The sequence below is a fragment of the Asticcacaulis tiandongensis genome (genome assembly GCF_006475605.1).
Lineage (GTDB): Bacteria > Pseudomonadota > Alphaproteobacteria > Caulobacterales > Caulobacteraceae > Asticcacaulis > Asticcacaulis tiandongensis.
Map to the genome: position 1 here is coordinate 517,983 of NZ_ML636837.1, position 26,729 is coordinate 544,711.

A 26,729-nucleotide genomic window follows, 5' to 3' on the forward strand; every position below is an offset into this window, starting at 1 on the left:
TTTTTCGGATAAGGTTGGTATAGGCCCGTCATGCCCACAATCATCTATATTGAACATAATGGCACCAAACATGAGATCGATGTCCGTTCGGGTAATTCGGTCATGGAAGGCGCTATCAAGCACAACATCCCCGGCATTGACGCCGATTGCGGCGGGGCCTGCGCTTGCGCGACCTGTCACGTCTATGTCGATCCTGAGTGGTTTGAAAAAACCGGCGGACCTTCGGTAATGGAAGAGTCGATGCTCGATTTCGCGCAGGACGTGGAGCCGACCTCGCGTCTGTCGTGCCAGATACGGGTGAGCGACGATCTGGATGGGCTGATTGTGCGTTTGCCGGAAAATCAGCACTAACATATATAAGAAGCGCCCTATATAACAGTGCTATAGATTGGGGTGGGGTAGTCACAGACCATGTCCGTCACATTGAACGCATGGCTTGAGGCATTAAAACCCAAGCCCCTGCCGGTGTCATTTGCCGAGCGTGTCAAAAGCGCTGGCGGTGCGATGATCGGTATCGGCCTGACGGCACTTCTCAGCATATTCATTGCCCGTTTTTACGGCCTGTCGCTTTGGCTGGTGGCCCCGCTCGGGGCTTCGGCGGTGCTGGTGTTTGCGGTGCCGGCCTCCCCTCTGGCGCAACCCTGGTCAGTTGTCGGGGGCAATACGCTTTCGGCCATAGTCGGTGTCATCTGCGTCTGGCTCATTCCCGAACAGGCGCTGGCGGCGGCGGTGGCTGTCGGATTGGCGATTGCCGTCATGTTCGCCAGCCGCAGCTTGCATCCGCCGGGGGGCGCTATGGCGCTTCTGGTGGTGATGAGTGATGTGCATAGCCTTAGCTATGCCCTGTTTCCCGCCTTTACCAATTCGTTGCTGCTGGTGCTGGCGGGGATTGTGTTCAATACGCTGGCGGGGCGCAGCTATCCGCATGTGACGCCGGTTTCGGTGGCCGATAGCAACACCCTGCACCGTGTCAGCGAAGTGGATATCGAGGCGGCGCTCAAGCAGTTTAATACGGTGCTGGATATCAGCACGGACGATGTCGAAAAGCTGCTGGTTTTGAGTGAGCGCCATGCCTATCAGCGGCTGATGGATCATGTGCGGGCCGCCGATATCATGACGCCCGAGCCGATCAGCGTCAGTCCGCGCACGCCCCTTGAGAAGGTGCACGCCCTGATGAACCGGCAGGACCTTTGGATATTACCGGTGATCGATTCCGAGAAGCAGATTCTGGGGGTCATTACCGCCGATAATTTCCTCAATCTGTCGATGAGTGAGCCGGCAGGGCTGGCGGGCGGTTTTCGCAACCTGATCCGCAAACCGACCAAGAGCGCGGCCCATATGGCGGCGCATATCATGTCGGATGATTTCAACACCGCCCATGTGCAGGCTGAGGTGGCCAGTCTGGTGCCGATGTTTGCCGATCGCGGCCGTCACCACATGTTGATTGTTGATGACGAGCAGAAGCTGTGCGGCATCATCAGCGCTTCGGACGTCATGCGGGCAGTGTATCATGTGACGCGCAAGGCGTCGTAAAACCTTCATCTGAGCGGCAAGTCTCCGCCCTAGATTAGACACAATTCTTCGTGAAATGAACATTGTTCAATTTTCATTGAGGGGACGGGTATGAACCAGTCTGTGTCTAAACCGATGCGGCTTACGGGTCGGTCAAAAGGAAATAAGCTGCTGATCGTTTGCGCTCTGGCGGTGCTGATGGTCATACCGGCGCTGCTGGTCTTTGGCTTGCTGACGGAGCGCACCCATCGCGCCGAGCAGGTGGCCACCGAAGTCGGGGGCCTGATGGGGGGGCCGCAAGTCTTTATGGGGCCGGTCATTCAGGTGCCCTATGTCATCTTACCGGTGACGCGCACCGATGAGAACGGTGTCGCAACGCGGTTGGTGGGGGAGCGCGGGCATCTGATTGTCTTTCCCGAAACCGGTGAAGCGCGGGCGGTGACCCACAGCGAGGTTCGCTCACGCTCTATATTCCGTGTACCGGTCTATACGTCCGATCTGCATTTCGAGGCGCAATTTGACCTGAAGAACGTGGCGGCGCCCAAACCCGGTGCGCTGATCATGTGGGACAAGGCGAGCCTGATTACCGGTGCGTCGGATTCGCGCGGCGCGAGACGCGATATTCTGGCGAAGGTCGGTGACAAGACCCTGACGGTGGCACCTTCGGGAAAGAACGATGTCAATGGTACGGCGTTTGATCTGTTTGCCGCGCCCATGGCGATTGAGGATGCCAATCTGCCGGTCAAGGTCGATGTGCGCATGAACTTCACCGGTGCGCAGAAGCTCGGGATACTCGCCTATGGTAAGTCGTCAAAGGCCACCATTACCGGTGACTGGAAGCATCCGTCCTTTGGCGGTGGCTTCCTGCCCGAAACGCGTGAGACAGATCGGGCGACTAATAAGGGGTTCAGCGCCACCTGGTCGGTGCCGTTCATTGCACGCGGGCTTCCGGCGGTGATCGATGCGGGCCAGCTTAGTAGCCTCAATGCGTCGGAGTTGTCGGTGACCTTTGTGGAGCCAACAAACCCATATCAGAGTGTCGGGCGCTCGTTGAAATACGCCATGCTGTTTGTCGGGCTGGTGTTTCTGACCTATTTCCTGTTTGAGAGCACCTCAAAGAAGGAACTGCATCCGGCGCAATATATTCTGGTCGGTCTGGCGCAGATTACCTTTTATCTGTTGCTGCTGTCCTTTGCTGAACATATCGGATTTGATGCGGCTTTTGCCATCGCGGCGACGGCGACCATTTTGCTGATTGCCGGATATGCGGGACTGATTTTTGCCAGCAAACTGAGGTTTGTGGCGGCTTTGGGGGTATTCAGTGCGCTCTATGGCCTGATCTATCTGCTGATGCGTATGGAAGACTATGCCCTGATGGTCGGGGCGGTGTCAGCCTTCCTTGTGATCGCAGCGGTGATGATCCTGACACGGAATATAAACTGGTTCGGAAAGGATCGGGCAGAGCCTTAGAGCATGAGTGAGGGGTATTTGTGAAAGAATCCCCCTCCGTCATTTCGCTTCGCTCAATGCTACCTCCCCCAACAAGTTAGGGGAGTATGAAGGAAGTCTTATCCATTAGAGCATACCCAGTATGCGGCGGGCTTCGGCGAGGGTTTCGGCGTTGAGGCCCAAAGGGTTTGATTGGGGGTTTTGCTCCGGTTTGCTTTGCGCAGGCACGGGAGCCGGTTCCGGAGTGGGTTTCGGGGCCGGTTCCTGCGGTTTGGCCTCAGGCACGGATTGAGGCCGGGGCTTTGCGATAACCGCCACCGGTTCAGGTGTCAGTACCGGCATATCGGCATCCATGCCGGTGCCGGTCTGGTGCGGCAGGTGCAGGGTAAAGGTGGCACCTGTCTGCGGATCGGACTCAAGCGTAATCCAGCCGTCATGCAGTTCGACCAGCGCCTTGACGAGCGCCAGCCCAAGGCCCGGCCCGCCGCGTTCGCGTCCGACATAGCGGTCGAAAATATGCGCCTGTGTATGATAGGGAATGCCGCGACCGGTATAGCCGATCTCAAGGGCCAGGGTGTCGGCGTCCTTGCGGCTGCGGATAAAGATTTGGCCCTCGGTTTGGGTGTTGATCAGGGCGTAGTCGAGCAGGTGCTCAATGACCTGTGTCAGGCGGCGGGCATCGACCTTGACGCGGGCGCGGGTGTCGAGGCCTTCGTAGGTGAAGCGAATGGCCTTGGCGGTCAGGGCAGCTTCGCGGTGAGTGCGTGACCGGGCCACCAGTTGCGCCAGATTGACCTCGGTAAGGCTGACGTCCATCTCACCGGCATCGATCTGGGCCATATCCAGCACGTCATCGATCGAACGGGCCAGTGCTGTGGCGGCGGACTGGATGGAGTCAAGATAGTCGCGATTGCGGTCGTCCAGCGCATCTGCCTGACGTTGCAGCATCTCGGCATAGCCGACAATGGTCGTCAGGGGCGTGCGCAGTTCATAGGAGACATTGCCGACAAATTCACGTTTGAGGCGCACGGAATCGGTCAGCGCGGTGTCGCGGGCCTCGATGGCCTGTTCGAGGGCGCGGCGACTGGTGATATCGGCAAAGGCTACCAGCGTCGCCCCGTCCGGCAAGGGCTGGGTGCGCCATTGCGCCAGCCGGTCATCCGAGGTTTTGACCTCACCGGTTTGCGGGGCGCGGGCAACCGGGTCGGTGTCGGTGATACGCGCCTTAAGCTCTGACCAGAAGCCGCGATCATGTACCAGCGGCAGGCACATGCCTGACAGGTGGCTGAATTCGGCATCCGGCGTAATCTCGTCGCTGTTCAGGTGCCAGAAATCGTCAAACGCCTTGTTGCGCAGGCGCAGGCGACCATCCGAGCCAAACACGCTGACGGCATCGGTCAGTTGATCGAGCGTGGCGCGTTGCACCTGAATGAGCGAGTTGAACTGCGATTTCAGCGCCAGCTCACCGGTCTTGTCGGAATAGAGCAGAAGAAGGCCGCCGAGCGGGTGCGGCTGGCGTACAACGCGTAAGGCGCGGCCATTGGGCAGCGACCATATCTCATCGGGGGCGGTATCGGTCAGGCCGTAAAAGTCAAGCTCCTGCGCCTTCCATTTGCTGAAGTCGCTGGTTTCAGGCAGCTTGCGTTTCTGCCTGAGGCGTTCAAGGATTTCGCCATGAGTCGGGCGTTCGGCCAGCCAGGGGGTGTCAAGGCCCCACAGGGTTTCAAAGGCGCGGTTATGGAAGGTCAGGCGCTTTTCCGGCCCGAAAATAGCCACCGCGTCTTCGAGGCGATCAAGGGTTTCATCATGGGCCTTGGCGTGGCGTCTTAAGGCCTCGCGGCTTTCCTCGCCTTCGGTGACGTCAATGGCATAGGCGGCGACATGGCCCTCGGTCAGGGGCTCGACAATGACCTGAAAGGCGCGTCTCTGGCCGTCTATGGTCAGCCAGCGGAAGCCTTCGCGGCGCATGTTCTGGGCAAGCGCTTCGGAGACCAGAATGTCAGCGGAACGGTCAAGCCCGAGATGATCGTCCTGCGCCTGTTCAAGGCTTTGGGCATCGACAGCCTTGAGCCATGCCGCATTGGCCCAGATCATCTGGTTGCTGCCTTCGGTGGGACCGCGCGTGGCGACCCAGCACGGATAGGGCAGGAGATTGGCCATCTGGGCGAACGGGCCCGACGACAGGGATTTTCGGGCACCGGCAATGGCCAGCCTGATCCAGGCGGTGGCCCCTGAGACGCGGCCTTCGACGAGCAGGGTAATGCCGGACGGCCTGAGCGCATTAATGGCGCTTCCGGCCTCGGCAAAGACTTCGAAATGACAGGACTTGCCCTGAGTGATCAGGGCCGTCAGGGCGGCGGCGGCTTCGGGGGAGGTATTACCTATGGCCTCAATGACCTGAGGGGCGGTAACGGTATCGCTTTTTAGGCCCAGCGCCTGAGCGCAGGTTTGCAGGGTTTCGTCGCCCCAGACTAGCCGCACCAGATTGTCTTCGACGGCGACAAAGGCCTCATCAAAGGCCGAGGTGGCGGCATCAAGCTCACCGAGAACTGTCTGGCCGCCTGAAAGCTCGGACTTAAGGGTGTCACGCTCACCGATCAGCTTCGAGCGCACGCGCCACGACAGAACCGTGGTGGAGAGCGCCAGAGCCATAGCCCCTGCCGCCGCCGCAAAGGCTATTGTGGTGACAGTCATTATACCGCTCAAAACGAATCAGTTAAAATGCCATATTAACCATAAGTTCCCCTGTCGCCATAGGTTTTAACCCTATAATCACTGTGTCTTGAGCTGTCGGGCATAGAAATAGGAGACAATGACGCTGCTCAGGGCAGCCGCAAGGATGGCGCTTAACATCAGGCCGGTGAAATAGGGGGCGGGTGCCCACAGGCCTGCGCCGGTAATGATCAGACCGGCAACTATGAACAGAAGACCGGAAAGGCGATGGGTTTTGTCCCATACGCGCTCATCGGCCAGCGTCCAGGCCGTGCGTATGCCCATGAAGTAGTTGTAGCGTATCTTGGGCAGGAAATTGCCGATGACGATAAACATCAGGCCGGGGGACAGGCGTACCCATTCGGCATCGGGTGCGCGGCCAAAGGCATGGCCTATGATATAGAAATGCGCAAAGCTTAAGATCACAATCAGGCTGATCCAGATGGCGCTATAGGCCTTTTCGGAGCGTTCAAGGCGGGCATTGGCGGGGGAAAGGGCCGGTAACACCCAGAACAGGGCGGTCATGAATATCAGCATGGCGGGGCCGAAGCTGAGCGCGGCATCACGCGACATAAACCCATCAGGCACACCTTCGGCATTGAAGTGTGTGGCTATGGGGGTGTCGGGAAGCTGCGTGCGGGCATAGAGGCTCAGGCCCACGCTAAAGGCAATGCCAAACAGGCTTAAGATTTTAGCGACGGGCCATTTCATAGCTTGCTGCCTTTCAGGATGGCGGCGGTTGGCGTGGGGGCCTGATCGGGCTGGCCGATACGGAAGGTGCGCATCAGTGACATCAGGGCGTCTTCGAGTACGGAGACGTTGAGGCGGTAGATCATGCGGGTGCCGTCGCGGGTGACATCGACAAGGCCTGCGTTTTTGAGGACGTTCAGGTGGCCTGACAGGGTGGGTTTGGAGACAGGCACATGGGTCGACAGATCTCCGGCGGTTAGTTCGCCGTCTCTTAATAGCTCAAGTATCTGCCGTCGCGTCGGGTCGCTTAAGGCCTTATAGATTTCAGACATGAGGTGTTTCCATTATTTTGTTAATTTGCAAATTAACGAAATAAAGGGCGCCGTCAAGTGGTCTGTGTAATAGTGTGTTTTGCGTGCTGAGCGGCGGTGTTGTAAACCAGAGCTTAACACCGAAGCTATTATGCAAGACTTCCATGTCCGCCATCTCTCACCCTGTTGCCCATAATGCGCTTGAAGTCCTGCAAAAGCCGGACCTGCCCCGGGCTGTGCGTGAACGGGAGGCCAGCGACCTCAGCGGCAAGACGGTGGCCTTCGTCAATGAGACGGTCGAGCCGGGCTTTGCCAGTGAGGCGGAGGCGCAGGGCGTCTATAAGGCATTGCTTGATGCAGGTGTCGGGCGTCTGGCCTGTACCTTTGAGCGCACCCGCAAAGCGCCGAAGCCTCTGAAGCCCATTATGAAAGATGGCAAGCGCTGGGGCGAACCGCTTTCGCCGCCCGATGTGCGCTGGAAGCTGGTCTTAAGTTACTGGAAGATTATTCCCCGCGCACGCAAGGCGGCCCCGCCGTCTATTGAGCCACATCTTCAGGCCCGTGCGGTGCGCAAAAAAGCGCTGGATGTTGCCCTGACGCCAGAGGAGGTGCGGGCGCTGGCCCATGCGCCGCTTATGGCCTATCGCCCGCAAAAGGCGCTCGATCACGGCCTGTTTGAGGTCGTGCTGCCGGAAAATCCGGATATTATTATTCCTGACGAATAAAGCTTTTAGTGCTGCGTCGGGCGGATCAGGGCCGTGTCATAGCCCAGCGCCTTGACGCGGGTCATCAGACCCTGTCGCGTGCTTTCGGACGGGTTAGGGTCGCGGGTCAGTATCCAGAGATATTTACCGCGCGGTTCACCGACGATCGACCAGGAATAGTCGTCGGCGCGGTCCAGCACCCAATAGTCCCCGACGAAAAACGGCCCGAAGAACGAGACCTTGAGCTTGGCGTTCTGGCTGTTTTCGACGATTTTGGCCTTGCCCTGTGAGACCTTCACCGGCCCGTCAGTCGCGCCCTGACGGCAGCTGTTCACGACCTGAACCAGTCCGTCATCGCGCAGGCTGTATTGGGCGGTAACGGCTTCGCAGCCTTTTTCAAAGCGGTTTTCATAACGCCCGATTTCGTACCACAGGCCCGCATAGGCTTTGAGGTCAACGGGTTTTGACGGTTGCGGTACGGTCGGATTGCCGACAGGCATGTGCATGCACGCACTCAGAAGCAGGGCGGTTCCGCCGAGCAATACCAGAGGCACGAGGGCTTTTCTCATCTCATTTGTCCTGAAAGACGGCGCTTAAGATGAGGGGAGCCTGCCTGTAATATTGTAAGGGCGCAATTACGGTCTGGGGCAATTACGGTCTGGGGCTGCGGAAATTCAGTTCCAGCAGGACATTGTTCGGGTCATTGACGAACAGTTGTCTGAGGCCGATGGCGGGAATATCGTTACAGGCATAGTGAAGGCCCCGCGCCTCGATCTTGGCTATGGTGTCGTCATAGCCGTCGCATTCAAAGGCCACATGATGGATGGCCCCGGTCGGATCGCCCGGAATCACGTCGCGCGGGATTGTATTGTCTGTGCCGAACAGGTTGAGGTGGATCACCGCCCGCTCGCCGACATAGAGCCATTGACGCTCACTGGGGTCACGCTGCGGGGCGGTGCGCGCCTCAAGGCCCAGAAACTCGGCATAGAAGGCGATGGTGCCTGCCATGTCGTGGGTCTGGATATTGATGTGGTCGAGGTGTCTGGCGGTCATCTATTTGAGTACCCAATGATCGGAAAGTTCTGGCCCGCCGCCGCGATCACCGCTTCCGGCGATGACATGGATGTTGCCGTCAATCACCAGTGCCTGAAAGCCGTGGCGACCGACCGGCATGGGCGGCAGGGTTTGCCATGTGCCGGTTTGCGGGTCAAAGGCTTCAACCTCTGAGTGGGCGGGCACTTGAACGGCGCTTTCGCCGCCAAGGATGATGATTGTGTTGTTTGCGGTGATTGCCGAGGCACCGGCGCGCGGGGTCGGAATGGGCGCGGTGGTCGTTGACCAGCTTTGGGTGGCGATATCATAGACATCAACTTCGGGGATGGTCAGGCTCAGGCTGTCGCCGGTGTCGGCGGCACTCAGGCGGCCACCGGCAGCGTAGATTTTTCCGTCAAGTACGGCGGCATAGACGTGGTCGCGCGGGCGCGGGGCATCGGGCAGGGTCGTCCACTGACCGGTGGCGGGATCATAGGCATCGAGATAAGGCACGAAGCCTGAATTATGGCCGCGTTTATTGCCGCCGACAAAATAGATCAGACCATCAGACACCACCAAACCGGCCCCGCCGCGACGGCGGTCGGCTGGGATTTCGTGGGATTGAGACCAGACATCTGTTTTGGGGTCATAGATCCAGACGTGGGAGATGATCTCTTCTTCGGGATAAGGGCCGTGCAAGGCCCCGATAATATAGATCTTATCCTCATGCACGATCGCCTGCATGTGGTTCATTTCGGACGGTGGGGCGGCTCCCACTGACCATGTGTTGGTCGCGTGATCCAAGATATCCAGTGGTCGGTCACCGCGTCCGCCAATGACAAAGGTGCGCCCGTCAACATGGGCGGCAGCGCTTTCGTGACGGGCGGTCGGCTTGCCCGTGGCCTCAAGCTTGTGCCAGCTCTGGGCCAGTGCCGAAAGCGGCAGACCTCCGGCTAAAATCCCTGCCGCAAAGGCAGCGGTAAACAGATGGCGCAAGGTCATGGGTTTAACTCCTTGGGTCAGCAGAGGGCCTATTGAGGCCACACAATGCTTTTGCTCGCAAGCTTAAACCCTGCGTTTCTCCATTCAAAAGTACACTGAGGCGCAGCCGAAGGACTTTTGAATGAAGCTAGTGGGCCTCATCCCAGTTGCTGGCGGCCTTGGCTTCGACCTCAAGCGGTACGGAAATGTCCTGAGCGGGCAGGGCAGCGTGTTTCATGACGTCCGTAATGATCGGAATGGCGCGGGCGATTTCGGTTTCGGGGGCCTCGAAGATCAGTTCGTCGTGCACCTGAAGCAGCATGGTCGTCTCAAGACCGGCCTGTTTCAAAGCGTCGGGCATACGGATCATGGCGCGGCGGATGATGTCTGCGGCGGTGCCCTGAATGGGGGCATTGATGGCGGCGCGTTCGGCAAAGGCGCGTTGTCCGGCGGCCTTGGCATGGATATCCGGAATATGGATGCGCCGACCGAAGATGGTTTCAACGTAGCCTGTTTCCTTCACCTGTGCCTTGGTGGTGTCCATATAGGCCTTGATGCCGGGGAAGCGTTCGAAATAGGTTTTGATGTAGCGTGCGGCCTCGGCATTATCGATGCCCAGCTGATTGCCGAGACCAAAGGCCGAGATGCCATAGATAATGCCGAAGTTAATCGCCTTGGCGCGGCGGCGCACGTCCGAGGGCATACCTTCGACCGGCACGCCGAACATTTCAGAGGCCGTCATGGCGTGAATGTCGATGCCGTCACGGAAGGCTTTTTTCAGTGGCTCGATATTTCCGATATGGGCTAGCAGGCGCAGTTCGATCTGGCTGTAGTCGGCGGAGATCAGCTTATGGCCGTCTTTGGCGATAAAGGCGGTTCTGATCTTGCGGCCTTCGGCGGTGCGGATCGGGATATTTTGCAGGTTGGGTTCATTGGACGACAGACGCCCCGTGGTCGTCGCCGCCAGATGATAGCTGGTGTGGATGCGCTGGGCCGGATTATTGGCGTGTTCAACCAGTGCGTCCGTATAGGTGCCTTTAAGCTTGGCCAGTTGCCGGTAATCGAGCAGCAGATTGGCCAGTGGCTCACCGCGCTCGGCCAGTTCCTCAAGCACCTTGACGTCGGTCGCCCATGTACCTGAGGCGGTGCGCTTGCCGCCCGCAAGTTTTAGTTCATCAAAGAAGATTTCGCCCAGTTGTTTGGGCGAGTTCAGGTTGAACGGTCGGCCAACGATCTCCTGTGCTTTGGCTTCGAGCTCACCCATGCGCCCGCCGAAATCCTGTGAGAGCTGGCGCAGCACCTGAGGGTCAACGCGCACGCCTTCAAGTTCCATGTCCGACAGCACCTGCGGCATGGCGCGTTCAAGGGTCTCATAGACGGTCAGCTTGCCGGCCTTTTGCAGGCGGGCTTTGAGGACGTGCCACAGGCGCAAGGTGACATCGGCATCTTCGGCGGCATAGGCGGTCGCTTCTTTTAAGGCCACGTCCTTAAAGGATTTTTGCGCCTTGCCGGAACCGGCGACCTGCTTGAAGGGGATCGGGGTGTGGCCGAGATGCAGTTCGGACAGTTCATCCATGCCGTGGCCGTGCTGACCGGCCTCAAGGACATAGGAAATGAGCATGGTGTCATCATAGGGGGCGACACGGATGCCGTAACGCGACAGCACGCTGAGGTCATATTTCAGGTTCTGGCCGACCTTGAGGACGCCTTCGTCCTCCAAAAGCGGTTTGAGGGCGGCCAGAGCTTCGCCCAGCGGAATCTGTTTCAGGTCTTCGCCGGACAGGGCCAGACCGCCATCATCGGCCCTGTGGCCAAGGGGAATATAGGCGGCGGTGTTGACATCATAGCTTAGGGACACGCCGACAAGGTTGGAATGGGTGGAACTCAAGGAATCAGTTTCGGTATCGACAGCGACCACGCCTGCGGCCTGACATTGCGCCACAAAGGCCGTCAGGGCATCGATGTCCTGAAGGCAGAGATAGCCGTCATAGTTGACGGGCGCGAGCAGGGCTTCGGAGGTGACGGCCTTGGGGGCCGAAGCCGCGCCATTGGTGCCGAACAGGGGCTTGCTAACGGGAGCGGCCATCGAGCGGTTATGCGTCACCGCGCCTTCCATAGCGCTTAAGGTGCCGCCGACACGGCGGGCGAGGGTGGCAAATTCCATTTCGGCGAGGAAGGCCGTCAGTTCTTCGGTATCGGGGTCGCGAAGGACGAAATCTTCGATCGGATAGGGCGGGGTGACGTGGGCATCGAGTGTCACCAGCTGGCGTGACATCAGAATCTGGTCACGGAAATCGATCAGGGTTTCACGACGTTTGGGCTGTTTGATCTCACCGGCACGTTCCAGAAGCGTATCCAGATCGCCGTATTCCAGCAGCAATTGCGCGGCGGTTTTTACGCCGATGCCCGGTGCACCCGGAACATTATCGACCGCGTCGCCGATCAGGGATTGCGCATCGACCACCAGTTCGGGGGGCACGCCGAATTTTTCAATAACCTGTTCGCGGCGCATGGGGATGGATTTAACCGGCTCAAGCATCGATACCTGATCGGTGATCAGCTGCATCAGGTCTTTGTCGGAGGAGATGATTGTCACCTCAAAGCCCTGTTCGGCCGCAAGCCGCGCATAGGTGGCGATCAGGTCGTCGGCCTCAAAACCGGCCAGTTCGACGCAAGGCGCGCCGAAAGCCTTGGTTGCCTTACGGATCAGGGGGAACTGCGGGATCAGGTCTTCGGGAGCAGGGGGGCGGTTGGCCTTATAGCCGGCATAGATTTCGTTGCGGAAGGTCTTTGAACCGGCATCAAAAATGACCGCCAGATGCGAGGGCGCGTCGTCGCCACGGTTTTCTTTGATGAGCTTATAGAGCATGTTGCAGAAGCCCGCCACAGCACCCACCGGCAGGCCGTCGGATTTGCGCGTCAGGGGCGGCAGGCCATGATAGGCGCGGAAAATATAGCCGGAACCGTCAATGAGGACGAGGCGTTTTGCAGACATATTGGCTCACTTGGGAAACTGAGGGTTTCTTCATAGAGCGATATGGGAGGGATGCCAAGGTGGGGTGGCTATAAGTGACCCCTCCGTCACGGCCTTTCAGGCCGCGCCACCTCCCCGCTAAGCAGGGAGGAGAGTATGGGTAAGGTCGGTGACGTCTGCCTCGGGGCTAAGGGGTGCAGGGCCTGAGGCCCTGCGGTTACCATTCGCCGATATTGGGGGCGCTGGCCCACGGTTCCTGTGGCGGCAGGGCGTCGCCTTTTTGCAGGAACTCGATGCTGATATTGTCCGGTGAGCGGACAAAGGCCATGTGGCCGTCGCGTGGCGGGCGGTTGATGACCACACCCATGTCAGACAGGTGCTGGCAGAGGGCATAGATGTCATCGACCTGATAGGCCAGATGGCCGAAATTGCGTCCGCCGCTATAGGTTTCGGCGTTTCCGTCGGCGTCCGGCCAGTTATAGGTCAGTTCAAGCTCTGGCGCACGATTGGCGCGGGCGTCGGCCTCATCGTGCGGGGCGCTAAGATAGACCAGCGTGAAGCGGCCCTTTTCGGAGTCCATGCGGTGGGTTTCAATCAGGCCCAGACCATCGCGGTAGAATTTCAGCGACGCCTCAAGGTCATGGACACGCACCATAGTGTGCAGATAACGCGAACTCATGCGGCGACCCTAGTGCGCTTCGTGACGCGGGGAGGGATCGGCATAGTCTTGTGCGTGATCCTTATGGACGAATTTGCGGTCGCAATAGCCGCATTCGGCTTCGCCATCGCCGCCGAGTTCAAGATAAACCAGCGGATGGCCAAGCGCCCCACCGCCGCCGTTACAGGCAACCTTATGGGTATCGACATAGATGACTTCGGGCGGGGGTACGGTGCTCATATTTTTATCAGCCACATTAACGGGGATATTGCCCAAAGCCTTACTGTAAAACGCCTCATGTCGTCAAATACGAAAAACCCCTCTGCCGTTGCCGGAGAGGGGTTTCGAAAAGGTCAGGCTCTAACCATGACTTAGAGCTGGATGACCTTCGAGTCTTTTTCGGCGTCGGTTTTCAGCGGGTTTTCCAGACCGTGTACAAAGGGTTTGGCACCGATTTCAAACACGTCACCATCCTTGGTCTGAATGCCGTCAGCAAACGACGCTGTGGCGGTGCCGAAGCAATGGACATGAACTTCGCCAGGTTGGCGGAACAGGTCGTATTTGAAGTGGTGATGCTCAAGATTGGCGATGGTGTGAGACATATTGTCTTCGCCGGAGATGAACGGCTTTTCCCAGATGATTTCATTGCCGCGACGGATGCGGGCATAACCTTCGACGTGTGACGGCAGTTCACCGGTCAGGATTTCCGCGCCAATCGAGGCGACGCGCAGCTTTGAGTGGGCCAGCCACAGATAGTTTTGTTTCTCGGTGACGTGGTCAGAGAACTCGTTGGCCAGCGCAAAACCGATGCGATAGGCCTTGTGGTCGTCACCGATGATATAGATGCCGGCCATTTCAGGCTCTTCGCCACCGTCTTCAGCAAAGGAGGGTGAGGTGAGGGGATCGCGTGGCCCGACCAGTGTGTTGCCGTTGCCCTTATAGAACCATTCCGGTTGCGCGCCGACTTCACCTTCGGCGGGCTTGCCGCCCTTGACGCCCATCAGGAACATGCGCATCGAATCGGTGAGGTTTTCTTCGCCTGCGGTGGCGGCCTTATGCATCTTGTCACGGCCTTCGGCGGAACCAAGGTGGGTCAGGCCGGTGCCGGTGACGTGCAGGTGGGCGGGATCGGGATGATCGATCGGGGCCAGAACACGGCCTTCGGATAGGGCCAGTGCCACGTCAACCGCTTCGCCCAGACCCTGCTGCGCGACCTGATCAGCCAGTGAGCGTTTGGCGGCAATGGCGGCACGCGCCAGTTCATAGGTCGAGGTCACGCCCTCAATGCGACGGGCAGAGCCATCATCTTCGCCGGCCGCAACACCGCGCGCACCATCTTTGCCGACATACTGGATCAGACGTAAGGTCATGGGGTTTCCTCAGGATTATAACTCAGACAATTAAAAGGGAAATAGGCTGCCATTTCCAATTTGTCAAATCCTGTTTATGCTATGACTATTGCCCTGATTTAAACAGGGCCATTCGGGAATAATAATAAAGCTCATGACGACTTCCACGCCACGCACACCCCTGAGACGGCAGTCTAAATCCATGTCTCCGGCGGGGGCTCAAAGCTTTGGGTTAAATTTTCAGGGCCGACTGCATGGCGCGCTGGCGCATCGATTGGGGGTGGATATCCTTAAAGGGGTGTATCAGCCCGGTCAGGTCTTACCGAACGAAATTGATTCGTCGGCCAATCTGGATATTTCGCGCTCTGCTTATCGCGAGGCTATCCGTATTCTGGCGGCCAAGGGTATGGTCGAAAGCCGACCCAAGGCCGGTACACGCGTTACCGACCGTAAACGCTGGAACCTGCTTGATCCCGAAGTTCTGGGCTGGATGTTTGAGACCGAGCCTTCGGATGATTTCGTCAAGGGTTTGTTTGAGCTGCGTCTGATCACCGAACCTGCGGCGGCGGAACTGGCGGCGTTGCGGCGGACAGATGCGCATCTGAAGATCATGGGCAAGGCGCTCGATGATATGGATACCTATACGCTGGCGACCGAAGCGGGGCGCAAGGCGGATCTGGATTTCCATGATGCTTTGATGAATGCGACGAATAATGAGGCGCTGGCCAGCCTGTCGCATTCGATTGGTGCGGCGGTGGCCTGGTCGACCCGGTTTAAACAGCGTCATCAGGCTTTGACGCGTGATCCGGTGCCGGATCACCGGCGGGTGTTCGACGCCATTGCGCGTCAGGATTCAAGTGCGGCGCGGTGGTGCATGGAATCGCTGATCCGTATGGCGCTTGAGGACACACAGAAGTCGATGAATATCCAGTATTTAGATTAGGGCTCTAAAAGTTCCGGCTTTCCCAATACCATTGGCTGGGGAGGGATTCGAGCGCCTTAACCTGATGCTCGGGCGATTGGCGTTCCATGTGCGGACCACTATCGGGCACGTAAAGTAAGGATATGCTTCTTCCGGAAACGCCAAGGCCTTGAGTATACAGGACGAACTCAACGCGGTCGCTTCTGTTCTCAAGGTTCAGGCTGAAGTTCACTATGGGGATCTCTAACGCCCGCATCTGCGTCCTGATATCGGATATGGATATATTCGTATTGGCCTGACAAACAGTAGCATCATTCGCTGCGGCGTTCAGGGTTGTAACCGCCTGCTCTCTGTCCCGTGAATGGGCGGGCCTGCATTCTTCCAGACTTTCAACAAGGTGCAGGAGGGGGGCTTTGTTCGTATTCAGAAAAGTACGCGTGTGTGCCGCCGTGAGGTCCCTGCCTTCACCGCAGCTTGATAAGGCTGCAAAGCTTCCTGCTAAAACAAATAATTTGTGAGCCTTCATGCCCCGTCCCCCCGTTTCAGGCAGCATCAGGTGTACAGCTTAGTGAGTCAAGCGGGTCGGAGGCTGTTATGGGCGGAGATAGATACGGGTGTCGTTGCGGAGCAGGGCTCTGGGGCTGCGCCGTCACTGAGACGGCCTTTACATCTTGCGACACAACCCGTTAATTACACCATTATTTAAGTCGAACTTCATTTGTTCTAACGGTAGCACCAAGCATACTACCGCCACGGCCATACATGCAAAGCGAACGATTATTTAGCAAAATTTCACTCGACACATAAACACTCGCTTTTGTTCCACCAGATATATTCTCGTTAGAAATACTTCCACCGTTTCTAATGGAATCCATAGACAAAGAATTCACATAAAATTCGTCGGTAGAAATATTATTTTCTGCACAGTTTGTTATCTCAGCTCTAAATGTCGATGTGCTGCTCCTTAGATAATTTACGATATCACCTTTAATCAAGACGTCGTATTTTTTCCATTTCTTGTCGGCTTCATTTTCTTCTTCAGGCCCTATGGTTGAAACAGGCCTTTCGGAAACAACTTCTGAAGATAACACGCTAAGTTTGTATGATTTGGAACAAGCGCTTAGCGATATGAGAAAAGCCAAGCATAAGAGCAGTCTATTGATCATTGCTTTTTCCTTATCTGGCGACTCCAGCCGGAGCTACCTTATATATTTTTTCTACATGCAGTGAAGAATAAGGGGGGGATTGCAATTCCCCCCTCCGTCGCGGACTGGCGCCGCGACACCTCCCCCGTAAACAGGGGAGGATGGAAGATGTCACCCACCTCGGGGCAAACGGGTGCAGGGCCTGAGGCCCTGCTTAGGGGCGGAGGTAGAGGCGGGTGTCGTTGCGGAACAGGGCGCGCAGAGCGTCGGCGTCGTTCAGAGCGATGATTGGTTTATTGCCGTCGAACATTTCTTCGGCCACCAGACCGAGCGCTTCGCAGTAATCAAGAGTCTGGGTCAGGAAATCGGCCTTGTACTGACCGGCGGCGATGCCAAAGGTCTTAAGGCGCGCACCATAGTCCTCAGGATTTTTGCCCAGAACATGCTCAATCAGCTTTTTACGTCCGCGCGGGCCATTGAAACGATAAAGAGCCGACATCAGCATCTGGGCGGCTTCGGTGGCGTCAGAAGGTTCGCCACGGGCCAGACAGTTGTCACAACTGCCGCAGGCCTGACCGGTGGTATCGCCGAAATAGCGGCGCACGCCCTGACGGCGGCAGGTGGCCCCGAGCATGAACTGAAAGAAGTCGCGGGCCTTTTGTTTCTGGATGCCGAGGTCTGCGCCGGTTTCGTTTTCCCGCATGGTCAGACGACGCAAGGCCCAACCAAGATCGGTCGAGGAATAAAGACAGACACCTGAAGCCGGTTTGCCGTCACGACCGGCGCGGCCTACCTCCTGCCAGTAGGCTTCGATAGAGGACGGCGGATCGGCGTGGATGACAAAGCGCACATCGGGTTTGTTGATGCCCATACCAAAGGCAATCGTGGCGACCATGACGCGGGTCTTGTCGGCCATGAAGTCTTTGAGGCGCTGTTCGCGGGTATGGGCAGGCAGGCCTGCGTGATAGGCATCGGCCTTGAAACCTTCGGCACTCAGGAGGCGGGCCAGTTTCTCGGAACCGTCGCGTGATCCGCAATAGATGATGCCGGACGCCTGTTTCTGACGACGCAGCATCTCAACGATGGTTTTGGCGGCGCTGCCCTGACGGCGCATCAGACGTAAGGACAGGTTCGGGCGGTCGAAGCTGTCTATGGCCTCACGGGCGTTATCGATATGCAGAGCGCGTTTGATGTCGGCGCGGGTGTGCGGGTCAGCGGTCGCCGTCAGGGCCAGGGTCGGCACATCAGGAAACAGGCCCTTGAGTTGACCAAGCGCGCGATATTCGGGCCTGAAATCATGGCCCCATTGCGAGACACAGTGGGCTTCGTCGATAGCCACCAGATTGACCGGCAGGCGCGATAGTTTATCGAGAACGAAGGGTTGCAGCAGGGCTTCGGGCGACAGATAGAGAAGGTCAAACTGCCCGTCGCGCGCCTGATCCCACAGGTCATAACGCGCGTCCATCGACAGGGAGGAATCGAGTCTGGCGGCGCGCACGCCTTTGTCCTGAAGGGCCTGCACCTGATCGCTCATCAGGGCAATCAGCGGCGAGATAACAAGGCCAAAGCCGCGCTGCATCAGGGCCGGTATCTGATAGCACAGACTTTTGCCGCCGCCGGTCGGCATGACCGCCAGCACGTCTTCGCCGTTCAGGATGGCGCTGATGACCTCGGCCTGTCGTCCGCGAAAATCACTGTAGCCAAAGACCGTTTTCAGGACGTCACGTGCCGCATCCACGCCGGTTTCGGCAGGCGCGGGACGTTCGGTAGTGCGGTCAAGAAACATTGGCGGTCCAGAGATTACGTAACAGGGCCTGACCTAATAGGCTGCTTCGGGGGGCAGGCAAAGCAAAGAAAGATACCCCACCCGTCATCGCCAAGGCGATGCCACCCCCCCCCATCGAGATGGGGAGGTACGAAGATGGAATTGAACGTAGTTCATTTATATATTGAACGATGTTCAATTTCGTGATAAGGCTACAGCGACAGGCAAAATTTTGCCGAAATTAACTGGCTATGTATCCGTTCAGGGGTCGAGGATGAAAATCGGTGCAGACAGGACTGCACAAAATCTTTGGGGGTGATATATGCTTAACCTGAAATTGACACACGTGCCCCTTAAGCTGACCGATGGGTGGATTAAGGGGACATAAGGACATCTGATGGCAAACGGCACCAAGGCAAAGCGCCCGCTTTTCAAGTCGCTGATCTATTGGGGATCGGTGCTGGCCATATGGGCCGTGATCTTCTGTATCGGCTTTCTGGCGATCTTTGCCATTGGTCTGCCGGATACCTCGTCGCTCGATAAGGTCGATCGTAATCCGTCGATCACCTATCTTGACCGTTCGGGGGCCCTGATTGCGGTGCGCGGTTCTCAGTTTGCGCCGCCGGTGACCATTGATGAACTGCCCGACTATGTGCCGGCGGCCTTTATTGCCATCGAAGATCGCCGTTTTTATCATCATTTTGGTTTTGACCCGATTGGTATTTCCCGCGCTCTGGTGCGTAACCTGACGAAAAAGGGCGGTAATCTGGCCGGTGGCTCGACCATCACCCAGCAGCTGGCGCGGAATCTGTTTTTGTCAGCCGATCAGAACATGAAGCGCAAGGTGCAGGAGCTTATTCTCGCCGTCTGGCTTGAGATCAAATATTCCAAGAAGGAAATCCTCGCGCTCTATATGAACCGCGTCTATTTCGGAGCCGGGGCCTATGGCATCGAGGCGGCTTCGCAACGCTATTTCAACAAACAGGCCAAGGATCTGAGCATTGGCGAAGCGGCTATGCTGGCGGGGATGATGAAGGGGCCTTCGCGTTATTCGCCTCTGTCGGATCAGGAACGCGCCGTCAACCGCACGACTGTGGTGCTCAACGAGATGGTGCGCGCCAAGGTTATTACGGTCGAGCAGCGCGATGAGGTCTTCAAGCAGGGCGTGAAGGTGACGCGCACGCTGGCGACCGAACACGCGCAGTATTTCGTCGACTGGCTGGATGTCGAAATTCGCCGCGTCATTGACCTGTCGACGCTTGAGGACGATCTGATTGTCGAAACGACGCTTGATCTGCCGATCCAGACCGATGCCGAACGCGCCGTCAAAGCGATGATGGCGCGGGATGCCGGTAAAAAGGTTGAGCAGGCGGCCCTTGTGGCAGTGGATGGCGAGGGACGTATACGCGCCTTGATCGGTGGGGTGTCCTATACCGAAAGCCAGTTTAACCGCGCCACCGAAGCGCGTCGTCAGGCCGGTTCTGCCTTTAAGCCCTTTGTGTATCTGGCGGCGATGGAGGCGGGCTATACGCCCCAGACGCCGGTGGTGGATGAGCCCTATTCGATAGGGAGTTGGGCGCCGGAGAACTACACGAAGAAATATATGGGCGATATCACCATCCAGACGGCCTTAAGCCAGTCGATCAACACGGTGGCGGCGAAGCTTGCCAATGATGTCGGGCGTAACAATGTCGCCGCCGTGGCCAGACGGCTGGGGATTGAGTCCAAGATCAATACTGATCCGGCCATGGCGCTGGGGACGGCGGATGTGACGCCGATTGAAATGGCGCAGGCCTATGTGCCGTTCTCCAACGGCGGCTATAAGGCCAATGCCCACGGCATCATCCGTATCCGCACCACCAAGGGCAAGATTCTTTATCAGTACCGGATGCGCGAAGACGGCAAGCGGGTTCAGGTCATTAATAACCCGTCCTTGACCTATATGAACGATATGATGCGCGATGTGGTGCGTTCAGGCACCGGTTCCGGCGTGCGTCTGACCAACTATGATATTGCGGGCAAGACCGGCACGACCTCTGATTACCGTGATGCCTGGTTTGTCGGCTATACGGGTGGCTTTACGACGGCGGTGTGGGTCGGGCGCGATAACAATAGCCAGATGAGCCGAGTGACCGGTGGCGGGACTCCGGCGGCGATCTGGCGCGAATTTATGACCAAGGCCCTGACGCGTATCAAGGTCAGTCCGATTCCGGCGGGGGCGGCGGGCGAGATGCCCATGGTTGATCCGGTGACGGAGCTTCTGGGGGTTGATGCCAGTGCCGGTGCGGGGGAGCCGGTGCCGGTGACGGTAGAGCCTGCGCCCCAGGTTGAAGCACCGAACGCAGTCGATGATCTGTTCTCGGAAGCGCAGCAGAACGCGGAATAGGGTTTATCGCGTCAGGTGCAGGATGGGAAACGGGCGACCCTGATCGTCCATTTCCGAACGGCCTGTGATGCGGAACCCCATGTGTTGATAAAAGCCAGTGGCCTCCGGGTTCTGTTCATTGACATCGGTGCTCAGGCCACTGCCCAGGACAAGGGCGTGTTCGACCAGTTTCCGGCCTGTGCCTTGTCCTCGCACCTCTGGATCAAGGAACAGGCTGTCGATATGAGAACCGCTCAGGCCCATGAAACCTAAGATCCGGCCATCGCGTTCGGCGAGCCAGAATTCGGCCTGAGGCAGATAGGCTTCGGTCATCTGCTGTTCGATTTCGGTGAAGGCGGTGTCATCTAGAAAGTGATGTGTCGCCTTGACCGAGCGTCGCCAGATGTCGGCCAGAGTGTGTATATCGGCAGGCGTCGATAGGCGCAGATGGATCATGCGCCGATCTGGTTCAGCCGGAAAGGATCAGCGGCATAGACGCCCAGAATCTCGACCTCGTCGGCGAAGAAGGCCAGTTCTTCAAAGGCCAGTCTCAGGGCCGGATCGGACGGTTGGCCGGTGACTTCGGCATAGAAGAAGCTTGAGGCAAAAATGCCGTCGCGGATGTAGGATTCCAGTCGCACCATATTGATGCCGTTGGTGGCGAAACCGCCCAGCGCCTTATAGAGGGCGGCGGGAATATTACGCACGGCAAAGACGAAGCTGGTCATCATGTGGTCGGTGGCCGGTTCATTGTCATGGCCCTGTGTCGTCAGCACCAAAAAACGCGTGGTGTTGTTATGCGCGTCCTCAAGATTGCGGCGCAGGATTTTCAGGCCATAAAGCTCGGCGGCGATTTCCGGCGCAATGGCGGCGCGTTCAGGGTCAGGGTTTTGGCTTAAGGCGCGCGCGGCACCGGCGGTGTCGTGAAACTGTTCAGAGCGGATACCAAGGGCCGACAGGGTTTTGCGGCACTGCATCAGAGCCATGGTGTGCGAAAAGGCCACCTTGATGTTGCCCAGTTCGCTGTCCGGATTGCCCATCAGGGTCATTTCGATGGGCAGGAAACGTTCGCCAATGATCTTCAGGCCCGAATGCGGCAGGAGGTGGTGGACATCGGCCACCCGACCGGCCAGCGCATTTTCTACGGGAATCATACCAAGCGCACATTCCCCAGAGGCGATGGCGTCAAAGGCGGCTTCGAACGACGGGAAGGGGGTTGGCTCATAATCGGGGAACCAGCGGCGGCAGGATTGATGACTGAAGGCACCGGCCTCACCCTGATAGGCAATTTTTTTCGGGTTTGGGCTGGCGGGCGTCGTCATGAGGGTTTCCGGTCACTGATATAACGGCTTCGTGCATGCGCCAGTTTTGCCGCTTTTTCAAGTGCGGGGCGGTTTTGCACAGGTGATCAGGTGTGACGATTTGACACGGCGGGGCTGATTTTAAGCCGGATTTTGGGTCTCGGTCGGAAAACGACCTTGCGTCTTTGGCGGGCACGTGTCAGAGAGCCGCATATAAAAGCTTTAATTCGCGGCGAAAACCGCGTGGTGACGTCACCCTATCTGTTGACAGGGCCGCCATCCGCTTTAAGTTTCGCCGCACCACCGAAATTGAGTCAGGACGTCTGAGCGGCATGAGCGGAGACCTTCAGTTAAACAAAATTTTCGGCGCTGGCCTTGCGGCGGCGCTGGTGATCGTAGGCGTGCGTGTAGGCGTTGACGCGCTCTATCACACCGACGCGCCTGAAAAGCCCGGCTATTTCGTCGATGTGCCCGAAGAGGCCGCTGGCGGTGGCGCGACGGCTGAGGTTGAGCTTCTGCCCGATTGGGGTACGGTTCTGCCGGCCGCTGATCAGGCTGCCGGTCAAAAGGCCTTTGCCAAGTGCGTCTCGTGCCACAATGTGGCGTCGGGTGGTGCGGACATGACCGGCCCCGGTCTTTGGGGCATTGTGGGTCGTCCTTTGGCCGCACATGCAGGCTTTGCCTATTCGGACGCCATGGTCGCTCATAAGGCCGAGGCACCGAACTGGACCTATGATGAGCTTTATGGCTTCCTGTCGTCGCCATCCAAGCACATCAAGGGCACCAAGATGGCCTTTGCCGGTATCAAGAACAAGGATGAGAAGATCAACCTGATCGCTTATCTGCACGCGCAGGGTTCTGCGGGTTACGCTATTCCGGCACCGGACGCTTCGCGTCAGCCGGGTGCGGCCCCTGCGGCTGATGCCCCTGCCGAAGGCGCTGCGGACGTTGCACCGGTATCGACGCCGCCGTCCAATCCGGCGACGACCCCTGCAGGTGATCCGGCTCCGGCTAACTAAGCGGTTTGTCAGTTAAAATAAGAAACCTCCGTCGGTTATCCGGCGGAGGTTTCTTATTGTCTGTGCGTCGTGGGTTAGGTGGGCGGCTTAAAAAGTAAGAATCCCCATCCGTCTTTGAGGTCTTTCAGACCTCAAATCCACCTTCCCCATCAGAGATGGGGAAGTATGTTAGTCCTTGGCCCCATCAGAGATGGGGAAGTATGTTAGTTTTGGCCCTTATGTTCAGTCTAGGCGTTAATGCCCTTGGTGGCTTCGGTACGCTTTTTTAGAAGCGTGTCAAACGCATCCCAGACGCCTTCCTGACCGGTCCACTGACCCTTGGTGGCGGCCTTTGAATATTCCGTGGCGCGGGCTTCGAAGAAGTTGGCGTGTTCCACACCCGACAGAAGCACCTGAAGCCAGGGCAGCGGGTTTTCCTTGACGCCGAACACTTCGGGCAGTTCCAGCTGGCGCAGACGCCAGTCGGCGATGTAGCGGATATATTGCTTGATATCGTCCGGCGTCATACCTTCGACCGGCCCCATTTCAAAGGACAGGTCGATGAACTTGTCTTCAAGGCTGACCACGGTCTTGCAGCAATCAACGATATCGTCGGCCACCGCCTTGGTGACCGCACCGGTTTCCTTGTTGAAGGCGTGGTAGAGCTTGATGATGCCTTCGCAGTGCAGGCTTTCGTCACGCACTGACCATGAGACGATCTGGCCCATGCCCTTCATCTTGTTGAAGCGGGGGAAGTTCATCAGCATGGCGAAAGACGCAAACAATTGCAGGCCTTCGGTGAAGCCGCCGAACATAGCAAGCGTACGGCAGATATCGGCATCGGTATCGACGCCGAATTTCTGCATGAAGTCGTGCTTGTCGCGCATGGCTTCATATTCCATGAACGCGCCAAATTCCGATTCGGGCATACCAATGGTTTCAAGCAGGAGCGCATAGGCGGCGATATGGACGGTTTCCATATTGCCGAAAGCGGCCAGCATCATCTTGATTTCGGTCGGTTTGAAGACGCGACCGTATTTTTCCATGTAGTTGTCCTGCACCTCAATGTCGGATTGGGTGAAGAAGCGGAAAATCTGCGTCAGAAGATTGCGTTCGCTGTCGTTGAGCTTTGAGGCCCAGTCCTTACAGTCCTCACCCAGCGGCACTTCTTCGGGGAGCCAGTGAACCTGTTGCTGCTTTTGCCAGAAGTCAAAAGCCCACGGATAGCGGAAAGGCTTATAGGCCGCGGAGGGCGTCAGAAGACCGGCTCTGGGGGCAGAGGGGATGATAAGGCTCATGGTGAAAATTCCCGAATCGTACGGCAAGGTTACTTTAGCTCATATCACCACATATTGTGTCTGCGCGGCAAGAACTAGCTAAATGTGCGACAATTTAACCTGTGAGTTGTCTTAAAAAGTCGTTAACCGGAACATAGCACATAGTGCGGCTGAGGCCCATAAGAGTCTGAAACTATCCGCTGTTTAAGCTATCCCCCGCCGAGGCTATCCCATGTTCGGTTTTGCGGGGTCGCGGGCTTGAGGGCGGTTTGTAGCCACACAAGGTTGGCGTCGGCGATATCCGGTGGCAGGTCCTGACGCAGCAGGCGTTCGGCTTCGGGCAGCTTGCCTTGCAGGCCTAGCACCAGTGCCAGATTTTGCCTTACCTGAATAGTGGCGGCGGGTTGTGTCAGGGCGCGTCTCAGGAGTTGCTCAGCCTGAGCCAGATCGCCGCGCGTTGACAGGAACATGGCCTGATTGGTCAGGACAGCAGGGTTGTCGGGCGACAGGGTCAGGGCCTTGGCCCACATGCCCCACGCTTCGTCACTGCGTTTCACCTGATCAAGGGCGACGCCCAAAAGCGACCAGGCGCGCCAGTCCTTGGGCCGCAGTTCCGTGGCCCGTTGCAGGGAATCGATGCCATAGAAGCCGTTATTGCCACCGATATGGCCTTTGGCGGCGCTCAGGAGGGCGTCGTAATTATCCGGCGCGAACAAAAGCACCCTGTGGGCGGCGTCGGCAGCTTCGTTATAGCGGCCGAGTGCGCGCAGGGCGTCGGACAGGGCCAGCCCCGCCTCGGCATCAGTGGGGTTACGGTCAAATTCACGGTTAAAGAAAGCGGCGCGGGCCAATGGCTCCATGCGCAGGGCGGCGGCGCGTTCTTCAGGCGTAGCAATGCGCGGGGCTTCGGCAGGCGCGGGGGCTGTCGTTTGGGCCAGCACCTGAAGCGGCGCAAGAGCGAGCAGGGCAAAACAACACAAGGGGCGGAGCGTCAGGCGAGGCATAGGGGAACCCTGAAAAAACAGAAACCGGAGGCGTTCTGACCCCGTGCCATATGGTTAATTTAAGTTTTGGTTGATACTCTTAAACATAAGGTTAAGGCTCGCATTACCGGTTGAAGGTTCGCATTCATGTTGTCACAAAACGCCTCATCGTCAGATCACAAGGTTTTCGCTGTCTTTGAGGAAGGGCTGGAGCAAGCTTTTGCGGCGCTTGGGCCGGTCGAAGCCGCGTTTTTAAAGGCGCAGGGTTTCAAGGCCAAGGCGCGGTCGCTGGTGGTACTGCCGGACGGGGACACAGGTCAGCTCAGGGCCTGGTACGGGTTGGGGACGCGAAAGGACTATAGTCCGGCGCTGTTTCGGGCGCTGACCAAGCAATTGCCGGACGGCGTGTGGGCGCTTGAGGCGGAGGCGTCGCTTGCGAGGGCCGCGATCCATGTCGCCTTTGCGCAGGGGCGGTATAGCTTTGATCGTTATAAGGCGTCGCCCGTGACTGCCGATGCCGTGCGGCTGACGGATCATGACCTTACGGATGAGGCGCGTACCGAGGTTGAAATCGAGGTCGCTGCGGACAGGTGGGTGCGGGATCTGGTCAATACGCCTGCCAATGACATGGGCCCTGCCGAGATCGAGGCAGCGGCGCGTCAGCTGGCGGACGCGCATCAGGCGCGGATTACCGTCATTACCGGGGATGAACTGCTGACCGAGAATTTTCCGGCGGTGCATGCTGTGGGGCGGGCCGCAGAGGCGCATCGGGCCCCGCGCTTTATTGAGATCGACTGGGAGCCGCCGGTCGAAGACATATCGTCCGCACCCAAGCCGGTGGTGGTGCTGGTGGGTAAGGGGGTGGCCTTTGATACGGGCGGGCTGAATATCAAGCTCGGAGCCGGTATGGGGTTGATGAAAAAAGATATGGGCGGGGCGGCCCATGTGCTCGGGCTGGCGCAATGGATCATGGCGTCCAATCTCAGGGTCAGGCTGCATGTCCTGATCAGTGCGGTGGAAAACGCTATTTCCGGTGATGCCTTCCGTCCGGGTGATGTGATTGGCTCACGCGCCGGGGTTTCGATCGAGGTGGGTAATACCGATGCCGAGGGGCGGCTGATACTGGCCGATGCCCTGACGCGGGCGGCGGAGCTTACGCCTGATCTTACCATAGATTTTGCCACCCTGACCGGTGCGGCGCGCATAGCGCTGGGGCCTGAGGTGGTGCCCTTCTATACCGATGACGAGAGCGTGGCGCGGCGTCTTACGCAGGCGGCGGAAGAGGTGCACGATCCTTTGTGGCGTATGCCGCTGTGGGCGGGCTATGCGGCGGCACTGGAGTCTGACATTGCCGATATCCGTAATGATGCAGCGGGTTGGGCGCAGGCAGGCTCAGTGACGGCGGCGCTGTTCCTGCAACGCTTTGCGCCGAAAACCGGTGCCTGGGTGCATTTCGACCTCTATGCCTGGAACCCGCGCAGTCAGTCGGGCAAGCCGGTCGGGGCCGAGGTGCAGGCGATCCGCGCCGTTTATCGTCTGATCGACGAACTGTAGGCGTTGTGCGAAGCGGCCAACAGCGTTAACAGGGTGCTAATATAAAA

Annotated in this window: 25 protein-coding genes; 8 read left to right on the forward strand and 17 right to left on the reverse strand. The window is 58.0% G+C overall.

Going from position 1 to position 26,729, the window contains the following annotated elements; all coding sequences use genetic code 11:
• Positions 1-30: 30 nt before the first annotated feature.
• The 3 genes from E5201_RS02375 to creD all read left to right on the forward strand — a co-directional run bounded on the left by E5201_RS02375 (position 31) and on the right by creD (position 2,982).
• Entirely contained in the window at positions 31-351 is a 321-nt protein-coding gene (locus E5201_RS02375) for a 2Fe-2S iron-sulfur cluster-binding protein (protein WP_140984391.1), read from the forward strand.
• A gap of 60 nt (positions 352-411) precedes the next feature.
• On the forward strand, positions 412-1,533 hold the full coding sequence (locus E5201_RS02380; protein ID WP_140984392.1) for an HPP family protein: 1,122 nt from the start codon (positions 412-414) through the stop codon (positions 1,531-1,533).
• A 90-nt stretch (positions 1,534-1,623) separates the two neighbouring features.
• On the forward strand, positions 1,624-2,982 hold the full coding sequence (creD, locus tag E5201_RS02385; RefSeq protein WP_140984393.1) for a cell envelope integrity protein CreD: 1,359 nt from the start codon (positions 1,624-1,626) through the stop codon (positions 2,980-2,982).
• Between the two features lie 105 nt (positions 2,983-3,087).
• Here creD and E5201_RS02390 read toward each other — a convergent pair whose 3' ends face one another.
• From E5201_RS02390 to E5201_RS02400, 3 genes are all read right to left on the reverse strand, one after another.
• On the reverse strand, positions 3,088-5,655 hold the full coding sequence (locus tag E5201_RS02390) for a sensor histidine kinase (protein ID WP_140984394.1): 2,568 nt from the start codon (positions 5,653-5,655) through the stop codon (positions 3,088-3,090).
• Between the two features lie 78 nt (positions 5,656-5,733).
• Positions 5,734-6,384: an SdpI family protein gene (locus E5201_RS02395; protein WP_140984395.1), complete on the reverse strand. Its 651-nt coding sequence runs from the start codon at positions 6,382-6,384 to the stop codon at positions 5,734-5,736.
• Positions 6,381-6,695: an autorepressor SdpR family transcription factor gene (locus E5201_RS02400; RefSeq protein WP_140984396.1), complete on the reverse strand. Its 315-nt coding sequence runs from the start codon at positions 6,693-6,695 to the stop codon at positions 6,381-6,383. Before E5201_RS02400 ends, E5201_RS02395 begins: the two co-directional genes overlap by 4 nt.
• A 143-nt stretch (positions 6,696-6,838) precedes the next feature.
• Between E5201_RS02400 and E5201_RS02405 the strand changes: the two genes are divergently transcribed.
• Positions 6,839-7,399 (forward strand): hypothetical protein, encoded by a 561-nt coding sequence (locus tag E5201_RS02405; RefSeq protein WP_140984397.1) that lies wholly within the window; start codon positions 6,839-6,841, stop codon positions 7,397-7,399.
• A 5-nt stretch (positions 7,400-7,404) separates the two neighbouring features.
• On the opposite strand, the gene E5201_RS02410 is transcribed toward E5201_RS02405, so the two are convergent.
• From E5201_RS02410 to araD1, 7 genes are all read right to left on the reverse strand, one after another.
• Entirely contained in the window at positions 7,405-7,947 is a 543-nt protein-coding gene (locus E5201_RS02410) for a lipocalin family protein (RefSeq protein ID WP_140984398.1), read from the reverse strand.
• A gap of 82 nt (positions 7,948-8,029) precedes the next feature.
• On the reverse strand, positions 8,030-8,431 hold the full coding sequence (locus E5201_RS02415) for a VOC family protein (protein WP_140984399.1): 402 nt from the start codon (positions 8,429-8,431) through the stop codon (positions 8,030-8,032).
• Positions 8,432-9,412, reverse strand: a complete 981-nt coding sequence (locus E5201_RS02420) for a Kelch repeat-containing protein (protein ID WP_140984400.1) — start codon at positions 9,410-9,412, stop codon at positions 8,432-8,434.
• Positions 9,413-9,539: 127 nt separating this feature from the next.
• Complete coding sequence (gene polA, locus E5201_RS02425) at positions 9,540-12,386, reverse strand: DNA polymerase I (RefSeq protein WP_140984401.1); 2,847 nt, start codon at positions 12,384-12,386, stop codon at positions 9,540-9,542.
• A 196-nt stretch (positions 12,387-12,582) separates the two neighbouring features.
• A complete protein-coding gene (locus tag E5201_RS02430) occupies positions 12,583-13,044 on the reverse strand; it encodes a VOC family protein (RefSeq protein ID WP_140984402.1) in 462 nt (153 codons plus the stop codon).
• A 9-nt stretch (positions 13,045-13,053) separates the two neighbouring features.
• Positions 13,054-13,263 (reverse strand): zinc-finger domain-containing protein, encoded by a 210-nt coding sequence (locus tag E5201_RS02435; protein WP_140984403.1) that lies wholly within the window; start codon positions 13,261-13,263, stop codon positions 13,054-13,056.
• Between the two features lie 131 nt (positions 13,264-13,394).
• On the reverse strand, positions 13,395-14,393 hold the full coding sequence (gene araD1 / locus E5201_RS02440) for an AraD1 family protein (RefSeq protein ID WP_140984404.1): 999 nt from the start codon (positions 14,391-14,393) through the stop codon (positions 13,395-13,397).
• Between the two features lie 181 nt (positions 14,394-14,574).
• Between araD1 and E5201_RS02445 the strand changes: the two genes are divergently transcribed.
• Positions 14,575-15,315, forward strand: coding sequence for a FadR/GntR family transcriptional regulator (locus E5201_RS02445; RefSeq protein WP_140984609.1), 741 nt, complete (start codon positions 14,575-14,577; stop codon positions 15,313-15,315).
• Positions 15,316-15,319: 4 nt separating this feature from the next.
• Here the strand turns inward: E5201_RS02445 and E5201_RS02450 are convergent, their stop codons facing one another.
• The 3 genes from E5201_RS02450 to E5201_RS02460 form a co-directional block, all read right to left on the reverse strand.
• Positions 15,320-15,820, reverse strand: a complete 501-nt coding sequence (locus E5201_RS02450) for a hypothetical protein (RefSeq protein ID WP_140984405.1) — start codon at positions 15,818-15,820, stop codon at positions 15,320-15,322.
• A 172-nt stretch (positions 15,821-15,992) separates the two neighbouring features.
• Positions 15,993-16,460: a hypothetical protein gene (locus tag E5201_RS02455; protein WP_140984406.1), complete on the reverse strand. Its 468-nt coding sequence runs from the start codon at positions 16,458-16,460 to the stop codon at positions 15,993-15,995.
• Between the two features lie 193 nt (positions 16,461-16,653).
• The gene (locus tag E5201_RS02460; RefSeq protein ID WP_140984407.1) at positions 16,654-18,225 is read right to left on the reverse strand and encodes a RecQ family ATP-dependent DNA helicase; all 1,572 of its coding nucleotides are present in this window, start codon (positions 18,223-18,225) and stop codon (positions 16,654-16,656) included.
• A 376-nt stretch (positions 18,226-18,601) separates the two neighbouring features.
• Between E5201_RS02460 and E5201_RS02465 the strand changes: the two genes are divergently transcribed.
• Complete coding sequence (locus tag E5201_RS02465) at positions 18,602-20,590, forward strand: transglycosylase domain-containing protein (protein ID WP_140984408.1); 1,989 nt, start codon at positions 18,602-18,604, stop codon at positions 20,588-20,590.
• 3 nt (positions 20,591-20,593) lie between these two features.
• On the opposite strand, the gene E5201_RS02470 is transcribed toward E5201_RS02465, so the two are convergent.
• Entirely contained in the window at positions 20,594-21,025 is a 432-nt protein-coding gene (locus E5201_RS02470) for an acetyltransferase (RefSeq protein WP_140984409.1), read from the reverse strand.
• Positions 21,022-21,891 carry a prephenate dehydratase gene (locus tag E5201_RS02475; protein ID WP_140984410.1) on the reverse strand — a complete coding sequence of 290 codons (870 nt, stop codon included), beginning with the start codon at positions 21,889-21,891 and terminating at the stop codon, positions 21,022-21,024. The genes E5201_RS02470 and E5201_RS02475 overlap by 4 nt, the downstream gene beginning before the upstream one ends.
• Positions 21,892-22,202: 311 nt before the next feature.
• On the opposite strand from E5201_RS02475, the gene E5201_RS02480 reads away from it, so the two are divergent.
• Positions 22,203-22,889, forward strand: coding sequence for a c-type cytochrome (locus E5201_RS02480; RefSeq protein WP_140984411.1), 687 nt, complete (start codon positions 22,203-22,205; stop codon positions 22,887-22,889).
• Between the two features lie 227 nt (positions 22,890-23,116).
• Here the strand turns inward: E5201_RS02480 and E5201_RS02485 are convergent, their stop codons facing one another.
• Complete coding sequence (locus E5201_RS02485) at positions 23,117-24,166, reverse strand: ribonucleotide-diphosphate reductase subunit beta (RefSeq protein WP_140984412.1); 1,050 nt, start codon at positions 24,164-24,166, stop codon at positions 23,117-23,119.
• Between the two features lie 188 nt (positions 24,167-24,354).
• Entirely contained in the window at positions 24,355-25,149 is a 795-nt protein-coding gene (locus tag E5201_RS02490) for a tetratricopeptide repeat protein (protein ID WP_140984413.1), read from the reverse strand.
• Positions 25,150-25,275: 126 nt separating this feature from the next.
• On the opposite strand from E5201_RS02490, the gene E5201_RS02495 reads away from it, so the two are divergent.
• Positions 25,276-26,682: a leucyl aminopeptidase family protein gene (locus E5201_RS02495; protein WP_140984414.1), complete on the forward strand. Its 1,407-nt coding sequence runs from the start codon at positions 25,276-25,278 to the stop codon at positions 26,680-26,682.
• Positions 26,683-26,729: the final 47 nt, after the last annotated feature.